Raw genomic sequence first — 9,156 nt, forward strand, 5'->3', positions numbered from 1 at the left:
CAGTACGACACGGTCATCGTGGCGTGGCTGACCGCATTCTATCCGCAGGGCCAGATCGGCCTGTAAACAATCCGCAACGCAAGGAGACTTCCATGACGCAACGTTCGCTCGTCACTGCGACCTCTGTCCTCGCCCTTTCCCTGCTCGGCGCAGCCGATCCCGGCATCAGCGGCGAGCTTAAGCAGGACCAGGCGGCTCCGCTCGCGGTTGCAGCCGTTGAGAGCACGGCCCCGAACTTTGCCGGCATCAGCAACTGGCTCAATTCCGCGCCGCTCAAGATCGGCGATCTGCGCGGCAAGGTGGTGCTGGTTGATTTCTGGACCTATGGCTGCGTCAACTGCGTCAACACGCTGCCCCATGTCACCGAGCTCTATGCAAAATACAAAGACCGCGGCCTGGTCGTGGTCGGCGTTCACACCCCGGAATTCCCGTTCGAAAAGTCGGCCTCCAACGTGCAGGCCGCGCTGAAACGGCATGGCATCACCTATCCGGTCGCGCAGGACAACAATTCCCAAACGTGGAATGCCTACGGTAACCAGTATTGGCCGGCGCAATACATCATCGATCAAAGCGGAAAGATCGTGTTCCAGCATGACGGCGAAGGGCAGTACGAGCAGATCGACCGGACCATCGCACGGCTGCTGAACGCCAGCAGCTGAGCCATGCTTTTCGAACTGCGCCCGGTTGATCCGGGCGCAGTGCGCTTTCACGATGCCATCTCACATCGTGTCTCCCGCCTCCTCGATCGGACTCGCCAGCTGCGGCGACCGAGACGCATTGGCTTGCGGACCCGGCGCGAGGTTTGGCGCGGAAGTGAGGCTTTTGGGACACATCGGAGCGCCGACAAAATCGAAGCAGTTCCAGCGACATATCCGGATTGCTTGCCATTGCGCCGTCCCTGAGATTTGATGGTTCCAGCGATTTGGCGAAACGATGATGCGCATCGGGCAATTCAACGACCGCGCGACCGGGAGTCCCCTAGATGACAAGATTTCGGCACCTGATCTGGATGATGAGCGCCGCTGTCGGCCTGATGCTTTCGGTCTCGCTCGGCCATGCCCAGCAGCCCGATGTCGGCGACCAGCCGGGATTGCTGGCCGATGATTCGATCGAACTGGATCCGGAATTCCGCAAGCAGGTCGTGTACTACCGCTCCACCGAGGCGCCGGGCACCATCATCATCTCGACTGCGGAGCGTCATCTCTATTTGATCCAGCCGGGCGGTCGCGCGATCCGCTACGGCATCGGCGTCGGCCGCGACGGCTTCCAGTGGCAGGGCCTTCTGAGCATTACGCGCAAATCGGAGTGGCCCGACTGGACCCCGCCGCCCGAGATGATCGCGCGCCAGCCCTATCTGCCGCGCTTCATGGCCGGCGGGCCGGGCAATCCGCTTGGCGCCCGTGCGATGTATCTCGGCACCACCGTGTACCGCATCCACGGCACCAACCGGCCGGACACGATCGGCACCAAGGTCTCGTCCGGCTGCTTCCGGCTGGTCAATGCCGACGTCGCCGATCTCTACGATCGCGTTCCCGTCGGCACCAAGGTCATCGTGCGGCAGGAGCCGGCATTGTAGCCGCGGCGACCGTTCCTCACCGCCGATCCATTTTTTCCGATTATTGCGAAAGACAAGACCATGCGCACATTCCGAGGCGGGCTCCTGATCGGCCTGGCGGTCGCAGTCGCGGTCGCGGCCGTCGCCGTCACCTATGAACGATATGACACGCGGACATTGAAGCGAACGCTGCGGCGCGGCGAGGTGCTGTGCGGCGTCAACAAGGGGCTGCCGGGCTTCTCGATCCCCGACGACAAGGGCAACTGGAGCGGCTTCGATGTCGACTTCTGCCGCGCGGTCGCGGCCGCCATCTTCGACGATCCGGCCAAGGCGAAGTTCGTGCCGCTGGAAGCCAGCGAGCGCTTCAAGGAATTGCAGAACCGCAAGGTGGATATCCTGTCGCGCAATTCGACCTGGAGCATGGCGCGCGAGACCAATTACGACCTCTATTTTCCGGCGGTCGCCTATTATGACGGTGAAGGCTTCATGCTGCCGCGGGCGCGCAACATCGATTCGGCGCTGGAGCTGAACGGCAGCAAGGTGTGCGTGCAGTCGGAAACCACGACGCAGCTCAACCTCGCCGACTATTTCCGCGCCAACAACATGAAGTATGAGGAGAAGAAATTCGCCAAGCTGGAGGACGTCATCAAGGCCTATGATTCCGGCCAGTGCGACACGTTTACGGCAGACGTCTCCCAGCTCTATGCGCTGCGGTTGAACCTGTCGAAGCCGGACGACCACGTCATCCTGGCCGACGTCATCTCCAAGGAGCCGCTGGCGCCGGTGGTGCGGCAGCGCGACGACGACTGGATGATGCTGGTGAAATGGACGCTGTACGCAATGATCAACGCCGAAGAGCTCGGCGTCACTTCGAAGAACATCGACGAGGCGCTGAAGTCGCAGAAGCCCGACGTGATGCGGCTGGTCGGCACCGAAGGCACCTACGGCGAGGACCTCGGGCTGACCAAGGACTGGGCCGCGCGCATCATCCGCCACGTCGGCAATTACGGCGAGGTCTATGAGCGCAATGTCGGCTCGGGATCGAAGCTGAAGATTCCGCGCGGCCTCAACCAGCTCTGGAGCGCCGGCGGCATCCAGTACGCGCCGCCGATACGGTAACGGCCCCAGCCGTCATTCCGGGGCAGCCCACAGGGCTGAACCCGGAATCTCGAGATTCTCCGATGTGAATCGCACATCGGAGTTCGCGCTTTCGCGCGCCCCGGAATGACAAAGCTCAATAACTCTTCATCCGCGCCAATTGATCCGCGTGGAAATTGCTGTCGCCGAACAATTCCTGGCACACCCGCGCGCGCTTCATGAAGAATCCGATGTCGAACTGGTCGGTCATGCCCATGCCGCCGTGCATCTGCACGCCTTCCTGAACGGCCAGTGTCGCGGTCGATCCGGCGCGGGCCTTCGCCACCGCGACCGCCGCGCCGGCGTTGGCAAAATCCCCATCCAGCGTCTGCAGCGCCTTGAGCACCGCGGCGCGGGTGATCTCGATCTCGATATAGAGCTGGGCCGCCCGGTGCTGCAGCGCCTGGAACTCGCCGATCAGTTTTCCGAACTGCTTGCGCTCCTTGAGATAATTCACGGTGCGGCCGAACACTTCTTCGCTCAAGCCCACCATTTCCGAGGCGGCTGCGCCGCGGCCGATATTGAGCACGCCTTCCAAAAGCGCAAAACCCTGATCGACCTCGCCGAGCACGCCATCGGCGTCGACCTCGACATTGCCGAATTTGATTCGGGCGGCGTTGTGCGAATCCACCATCGCGGTGCGTTCGGTCTCAATGCCCTTAGTCTTCGGGTCGACCAGAAACAGCGTCAACCCGTCGCGCTCGCCGGCCGCGCCCGCGGTGCGGGCCGCGACGATCACGAGATCGGCGGTGTGCCCGTCGACCACGAAGGCCTTGTCGCCGGTGAGCCTGAAACCGTTGCCGGAACGCACTGCCTGCAGCTTCGTCTGCAACGGACGATGTTTTGCGCCCTCGTCGATGGCGAGCGCGGCGAGCAGCGAACCGTCCGAGATCTTCGGCAGGTGCTGGGATTTCTGCGCGGCGCTGCCGCCGCGCGACAGCGCGGACGCCGCCAGCACGGCGGTTGCGAGAAACGGCGACGGCACCAAGGTGCGGCCGATTTCCTCCATCACCACGCCAGCCTCGACGCAGCCGAGTCCGCTACCGCCGAACTCCTCCGGCACCAGCAGGCCGGAAAATCCCATATCGGCGAAATTCTTCCAGAGTTCGCGGGAAAAGCCTGTTGCGTCCTTCGCATCGCGCAGCTGCCGCAGATGCGATACCGGCGCCTTGTCGCTGATGAGACCGCGCGCGCTGTCGCGCAGCATCGACTGTTCTTCGCTAAGGACGAGGGCCATTTGAGGGGTTCCGGTTCAGAAGTGTTTCTTGTTGGCATTGTCATTCCGGGGTGCGTCGAAGACTCGAACCCGGAATCTCGAGATTCCGGGTCTGGTCCTTCGGACCATCCCGGAATGACGGGTTAGCGTTTCACGCCCCCGGCAGATCGAGGATCCGTTTCGCCACGATGCCGAGCATCACCTCGGATGTGCCGCCCTCGATCGAGTTGGCCTTGGTGCGCAGCCAGGCGCGCGCGCGGGCGCCGCCTTTGGACCGCTCGCTTTCCCATTCCAGCGCGTCGACGCCACCCGCCGACATCAGGATCTCGTAGCGGCGCTTGTTCAGCTCGGTACCGTAATATTTCATCGCCGAGGAAAACGCCGGATGCGCCTGCCCCGCCTTGGCCAGATCGACCGCGCGTTCGGCGGCGCAGGCCAGCGCCGCCTCGTCGATCTCGAAGGTCGCGATCTGGCCGCGCAGCATCGGATCTTCCAGCCGCCCCTGCTCGTCGGTGCCGACGGAGTCGGCGGCGACCTGGCCGAGCGGACGGCCGACGCCGCGCTCGCCCATGCCCGAGATCATCGCACGCTCGTGCTGCAGCAGATATTTGGCCACGTCCCAACCGCGATTGACGGTGCCGACCACATTTGCCTTCGGCACCCGCACATTGTCGAAGAAGGTTTCGCAGAACGGCGAATAGCCTGAAATCAGCAGGATCGGCTTGGTCGAGACGCCCTTCGAGGCCATGTCGAACAGGATAAAACTGATGCCGTCATGCTTCTTGGCCGATGCGTCGGTGCGGACGAGACAGAAGATCCAGTCGGCGTAGTTGGCGTAAGACGTCCAGATTTTCTGGCCGGTTATGACAAAATCCTCGCCGTCGCTTTCGGCGCGGGTCTGCAGCGAGGCGAGGTCGGAGCCGGCATTCGGCTCGGAATAGCCCTGGCACCAGCGGATCAGTCCGGCGGTGATCTTGGGCAGATGCTGCTTTTTCTGCAGCTCGGTGCCGTATTTCAGCAGCGCCGGCCCGAGCATGGAAATGCCGAACGAAGTCAGCGGCTGTCGCGCGCCGATAACAGCCATCTCCTGGCGCACGATTTTTGCCTCTTCCGCGTCGAGACCGCCGCCGCCGTACTCCTTCGGCCAATGCGGTACGGTCCAGCCCTTGTCCCGCATCCGCTCGAACCACACCTGCTGCGGCTCGGAAGAGAATTTGGTATTGCGGCCGCCCCAGAACGTATCCGCTTCCGAGGTCATCGGACGCCGCATCTCCGGCGGACAATTGGCTTCCAGCCAAACGCGGGTTTCGCGGCGAAATTTTTCCAGATCGGACATCGGCGCTTCCATTGTGCGATTGCAGCCGGCTGGCGGCCGGCGATCGATGCATCATTTCTGAATCGACCTTAGCCATCGCCTTGCGGAATTCAATATATCTCTGGCCAACGCCATGCGGCCGCGGCTGTGGTCTTGATCGCCGATCGGGTGTATGCGCAAGGCCGATAATGATTGAAGAACAAGGGGAAACCGAGATGCGGCTGAAGTTGCTTTCGCCTGGCGAAATGAACGAAGACCAGAAACGGACGTATGACGAGTCGATCGCCGGCAAGCGCGGCGCCCCGCCGGCGCCGATGATGGCCTGGCTCAACAGCCCCGAGATGGCGCGGCACGCCACCCGCCTCGGCGCCGTCCTGCGGTTCGATACGATGTTTCCAGCCAAATTGTCGGAGATCGCGATCCTGGTCACCGCGCGTCACTGGACCTCGCATTACGAATGGTATGCCCACAAGCGGCTGGCGCTGAAAGGCGGCATGGATCCTGACGTCATCGACGCGATCAGGGATCGCCGCACCCCGCGTTTCGACGAACCGAAGGGACGGATGATCTACGACGTGTCCAAATCGCTGCACGAGGGCCACGGGCTATCCAAGGCGTTGTACGACGAGGCGGTGAAAGTGCTGACCGAGCGCGGGCTGGTGGAGATCATCGGCCTGTGCGGCTACTACACCATGGTGTCGATGACATTGAACACGTTTGAATTCGAGCTGCCGACCGGAGAGGTTTCCGAACTGGCGTGAGCCCGTTCTTTGCAGGGGCAGGTAAGTAAACGGAGAGAGCAGATGCCCGACAATCCACCCATCATCGCCGGCACGCGGATCGGACATGTCCATCTCAAGGTGGCCGATCTCGATCGCGCACTGGCGTTCTATTGCGGCGTACTCGGTTTTGAGATCACGCAGCGCCTGAGTTCGGGCGCGGCGTTCATTTCGGCAGGCGGCTATCATCACCACATCGGGCTCAACACCTGGGAGAGCAAGGGCGGCCATCCGCCGCCGCCCGGAACCACGGGGCTGTTTCACACCGCGATCCTTTATCCGACGCGGCCGGCGCTGGCGGACGCGTTGCACCGGCTGATCCAGGCCGGCATCCCGCTCGACGGTGCCAGCGATCATGGCGTTAGCGAAGCGCTTTATTTGCGTGACCCGGACGAAAACGGCGTCGAACTGTATTGGGACCGGCCGAAGGAGCAATGGCCGCGCAAGGAGGACGGATCGCTGGCGATGTTCACGCATCGTCTCGATCTAGAGGATCTGTTGCGGCAGCGGGAGGCGTGAGAAGATTGTAGCCCGGATGGAGCGCAGCGTAATCCGGGATCAACGGGCACCGGCCCGGATTTCGCTGCGCTCCATCCGGGCTACACGGTCTTCCGCCCACGCACCATGATCAACACCGCCGCCGTCAGCTCCAGCCCGATGCAGCCGTAAAACGGCAGGGCGTAGCTTCCCGAAGCATCGCGCAACAGGCCGATGACCCCGGGGCCGAACGCATAGGTGACCTGGTTGATCGCCGTGATCAGGCTGATCAGCACGCCGAACGAGCGGGCATCGAACTCGCGCTGCACGATCAAAGACGGCAGCGTGATGAGATTGCCGACCGAGAAGCCGAACAGCCCGCAGGCCGCGATCAGCACGATTTCGCTGCGTGAGTGGATGATCACCACCAGGGCCAGCGCCTGGCTGGCGAAGGAGATCGCCGAGGCCAGCCGCTGGTTGAGCCGGTCGATCACGGTCGAGAACAGCACGCGGCCGACCACCGCCATCGCCGTCAACAGCGCGACCGCGGTCGCCGCACTGCGTCGGCCGATCACAGGATCGAGGAACGAAATCAGGTGAACGATGAAGCCGACCTGCGCAAACAGCACCAGTGCAAAGGCGATCGACACCGTCAGGAATCCGACGTCGCGCAGCGCCTGGGCGCGGATGCCCGCGGCAGAAGGCGCCTCCGCGGTTGCCGTTCCCGCGGCGCAGCTCACAGGCTCGGGCGGCCGCCCGACAAAGATCAGGACAATGGGGATCATCAGCACCAGCATCGTGCCCGCCGCCGCGATCATGGCGCCGGGAAACCCGAAATGCCCGATCGCCATCACCAACAGCGGCACGCCGATGATGCCGCCAAAACTCGCGCCATTGAGCGCGAGGCTGATCGCCATGCCGCGCTTCCTGTCGAACCAGAGACCGAGCGTATTGGTGATGACGCCGAGGCTGGTGCCGGCCCAGCCGAACGCCAGCAGCGCATCGGCCAGATAAAGCTGCCAAGGCGAGGTCACGTGCCCCATCATGATCGCCGCCCCGGCCATCGCCAGGATACCGGCGAGCAGGCAGTTGCGCGGGCCGAACGCCCGGATTGCCTCGCTGACGAAGGCGACCAGCACCGCGCCGAATAGATAAAAGAACGTCGTCCCCGACGAGATCAGCGAGGCCGGCCAGCCGTGCAGGCGATGCAGCTCGGCGAGATAGACGCTCTGGCCGTAGAAGCCGAGGCCCCAGCCGAACGTCGCGACCAGGAAGCAGACCGCAACGATTCGCCAGCCGTCATAACGGGCGGAGGTTTCGTCGATGGCCGTGTGAGTGGAAGATTCCAACATCTGTCTCTTCGACGCGGCCGCCGTCGTGGCCGGGCAAGACGATTACAATTATCCGCCCGGCAGGCGCAATGCTTCGACACAGACCGAGGTGTCAGACCTTGATAGTGGACGGGTCGTAGAAAAAGCGCTCGCGAAAAATCCTGTCGCCGCGCCACTCCTGCAGAGCGACCTCGTCGAACCGGCGCACCTGTCCGGATTTCTCGGTCAGCACGAAGTTCCAGTGAATGACGACGCGGTCGCCCTCGACCACCGAGGACATCGCCTTGGAATGGACATGCGACATCCGCGCCAGCGCGGCCCGCTCATGGGCGACCAGCACGTCGCGGCCGACGCGCGGCGGCGCGGCGTTCTCCTGCATGCTGGCATCCTCGGTGTAATAGCGCTCGATGGCGCCGGCGTGATCGCCTGCCTCCACGACGGCGATGAATTCATTGAGGCGTTCTCGCGTCGGCATAGCTCCTCCAGAATGACGGGCAACCGGTCACATGGGATCGGGAAATTCGGACAATTCCTGCAACCTCGCCCGCCGCCGGCGCGCGAACGACGCAAAGGCCAGCACCGTCAGCCCGAGCAATACCGGCGGATACACCACCATGTTGACCGCCGACCAGCCGTAATTTGCCAGCAGCTGGCCGGAGGAAAACGAGCCGATCGCCATCATGCCGAACACCAGGAAATCATTGAAGGCTTGCACCTTGTTGCGCTCCTGCGGCCGATGCGTCTCCAGAACCAGCGCCGACGCCCCGACGAAGCTGAGATTCCACCCCATTCCAAGCACGATCAGCGTGGCCCAGAAATGCAGCGCGCTGATGCCATTCAGTCCAATCGTCGCGGCGGCGGCCTCGAGGATCAGGCCGGTCGCGACTACCTTCGGCGCGCCGAAGCGCGCAATCAGCGATCCCGTGAAGAAGCTCGGCCCGTACATCGCCACGATATGCCACTGGATGCCAAAATTGGAATCGCTGACGGAAAGCCCGCAGATCTTCATCGCCAATGGCGCCGACGTCATCACAAGATTCATCATCGGATAGGAAACGATGCCGCAGAGGGCCGCGGCGATGAAGCGCGGCTGGCGGACGATCTCGAACAGCGGCCGGCCGCCGTGCAAATCCGCCGGTGCGGGTTTTGGCGCATCGACGCCGGAGAGCACCAGCATCGCGACCAGCGCCACAACCGCCTGCACCACGAAGGAGAAGGCGAACAGATAAGGCGGCCAGATATCCATAGTCCACTGCACGAGCTGCGGGCCGAGCACGCCGGCGAACACCCCGCCGGCCATCACCCACGACACGGCCTTGGGGCGGAACGCCGCGCTGGCGCCGTCG

The 9,156-nt window shown here is 63.3% G+C and carries 10 protein-coding genes; 5 read left to right on the forward strand and 5 right to left on the reverse strand.

What is annotated here, in order from left to right:
• Positions 1-92: 92 nt before the first annotated feature.
• From QZ213_RS19380 to QZ213_RS19390, 3 genes are all read left to right on the forward strand, one after another.
• Positions 93-659 (forward strand): thioredoxin family protein, encoded by a 567-nt coding sequence (locus QZ213_RS19380; RefSeq protein WP_291687709.1) that lies wholly within the window; start codon positions 93-95, stop codon positions 657-659.
• Positions 660-982: 323 nt separating this feature from the next.
• Positions 983-1,576 (forward strand): L,D-transpeptidase, encoded by a 594-nt coding sequence (locus QZ213_RS19385; RefSeq protein WP_291687710.1) that lies wholly within the window; start codon positions 983-985, stop codon positions 1,574-1,576.
• Between the two features lie 60 nt (positions 1,577-1,636).
• Entirely contained in the window at positions 1,637-2,674 is a 1,038-nt protein-coding gene (locus QZ213_RS19390) for an amino acid ABC transporter substrate-binding protein (RefSeq protein ID WP_291687711.1), read from the forward strand.
• Positions 2,675-2,789: 115 nt separating this feature from the next.
• Here the strand turns inward: QZ213_RS19390 and QZ213_RS19395 are convergent, their stop codons facing one another.
• On the reverse strand, positions 2,790-3,929 hold the full coding sequence (locus tag QZ213_RS19395; protein WP_291687712.1) for an acyl-CoA dehydrogenase family protein: 1,140 nt from the start codon (positions 3,927-3,929) through the stop codon (positions 2,790-2,792).
• Between the two features lie 130 nt (positions 3,930-4,059).
• Positions 4,060-5,244, reverse strand: a complete 1,185-nt coding sequence (locus tag QZ213_RS19400) for an acyl-CoA dehydrogenase family protein (protein ID WP_291687713.1) — start codon at positions 5,242-5,244, stop codon at positions 4,060-4,062.
• Between the two features lie 194 nt (positions 5,245-5,438).
• Between QZ213_RS19400 and QZ213_RS19405 the strand changes: the two genes are divergently transcribed.
• Positions 5,439-5,984, forward strand: a complete 546-nt coding sequence (locus QZ213_RS19405) for a carboxymuconolactone decarboxylase family protein (RefSeq protein ID WP_291687714.1) — start codon at positions 5,439-5,441, stop codon at positions 5,982-5,984.
• A gap of 42 nt (positions 5,985-6,026) precedes the next feature.
• Positions 6,027-6,521: a VOC family protein gene (locus tag QZ213_RS19410; protein WP_291687715.1), complete on the forward strand. Its 495-nt coding sequence runs from the start codon at positions 6,027-6,029 to the stop codon at positions 6,519-6,521.
• Positions 6,522-6,601: 80 nt separating this feature from the next.
• On the opposite strand, the gene QZ213_RS19415 is transcribed toward QZ213_RS19410, so the two are convergent.
• The 3 genes from QZ213_RS19415 to QZ213_RS19425 form a co-directional block, all read right to left on the reverse strand.
• Positions 6,602-7,831, reverse strand: a complete 1,230-nt coding sequence (locus QZ213_RS19415) for an MFS transporter (RefSeq protein WP_291687716.1) — start codon at positions 7,829-7,831, stop codon at positions 6,602-6,604.
• A 91-nt stretch (positions 7,832-7,922) separates the two neighbouring features.
• Positions 7,923-8,285 carry a nuclear transport factor 2 family protein gene (locus QZ213_RS19420; protein WP_291687717.1) on the reverse strand — a complete coding sequence of 121 codons (363 nt, stop codon included), beginning with the start codon at positions 8,283-8,285 and terminating at the stop codon, positions 7,923-7,925.
• Positions 8,286-8,312: 27 nt separating this feature from the next.
• A partial coding sequence (locus tag QZ213_RS19425; RefSeq protein ID WP_291687718.1) for an MFS transporter occupies positions 8,313-9,156 on the reverse strand: 844 nt, incomplete at its 5' end.

The sequence above is a fragment of the Bradyrhizobium sp. genome (genome assembly GCF_017881085.1).
Classification (GTDB): Bacteria; Pseudomonadota; Alphaproteobacteria; order Rhizobiales; family Xanthobacteraceae; genus Bradyrhizobium.

Excerpts from the sequence above, each read along its gene's own strand:
- QZ213_RS19420 (WP_291687717.1), bottom strand. The coding sequence starts at position 8,285 with ATGCCGACGCGAGAACGCCTCAATGAATTCATCGCCGTCGTGGAGGCA.
- QZ213_RS19395 (WP_291687712.1), bottom strand. The coding sequence starts at position 3,929 with ATGGCCCTCGTCCTTAGCGAAGAACAGTCGATGCTGCGCGACAGCGCG.
- QZ213_RS19415 (WP_291687716.1), bottom strand. The coding sequence starts at position 7,831 with ATGTTGGAATCTTCCACTCACACGGCCATCGACGAAACCTCCGCCCGT.
- QZ213_RS19385 (WP_291687710.1), top strand. The coding sequence starts at position 983 with ATGACAAGATTTCGGCACCTGATCTGGATGATGAGCGCCGCTGTCGGC.
- QZ213_RS19380 (WP_291687709.1), top strand. The coding sequence starts at position 93 with ATGACGCAACGTTCGCTCGTCACTGCGACCTCTGTCCTCGCCCTTTCC.
- QZ213_RS19390 (WP_291687711.1), top strand. The coding sequence starts at position 1,637 with ATGCGCACATTCCGAGGCGGGCTCCTGATCGGCCTGGCGGTCGCAGTC.
- QZ213_RS19400 (WP_291687713.1), bottom strand. The coding sequence starts at position 5,244 with ATGTCCGATCTGGAAAAATTTCGCCGCGAAACCCGCGTTTGGCTGGAA.
- QZ213_RS19405 (WP_291687714.1), top strand. The coding sequence starts at position 5,439 with ATGCGGCTGAAGTTGCTTTCGCCTGGCGAAATGAACGAAGACCAGAAA.
- QZ213_RS19410 (WP_291687715.1), top strand. The coding sequence starts at position 6,027 with ATGCCCGACAATCCACCCATCATCGCCGGCACGCGGATCGGACATGTC.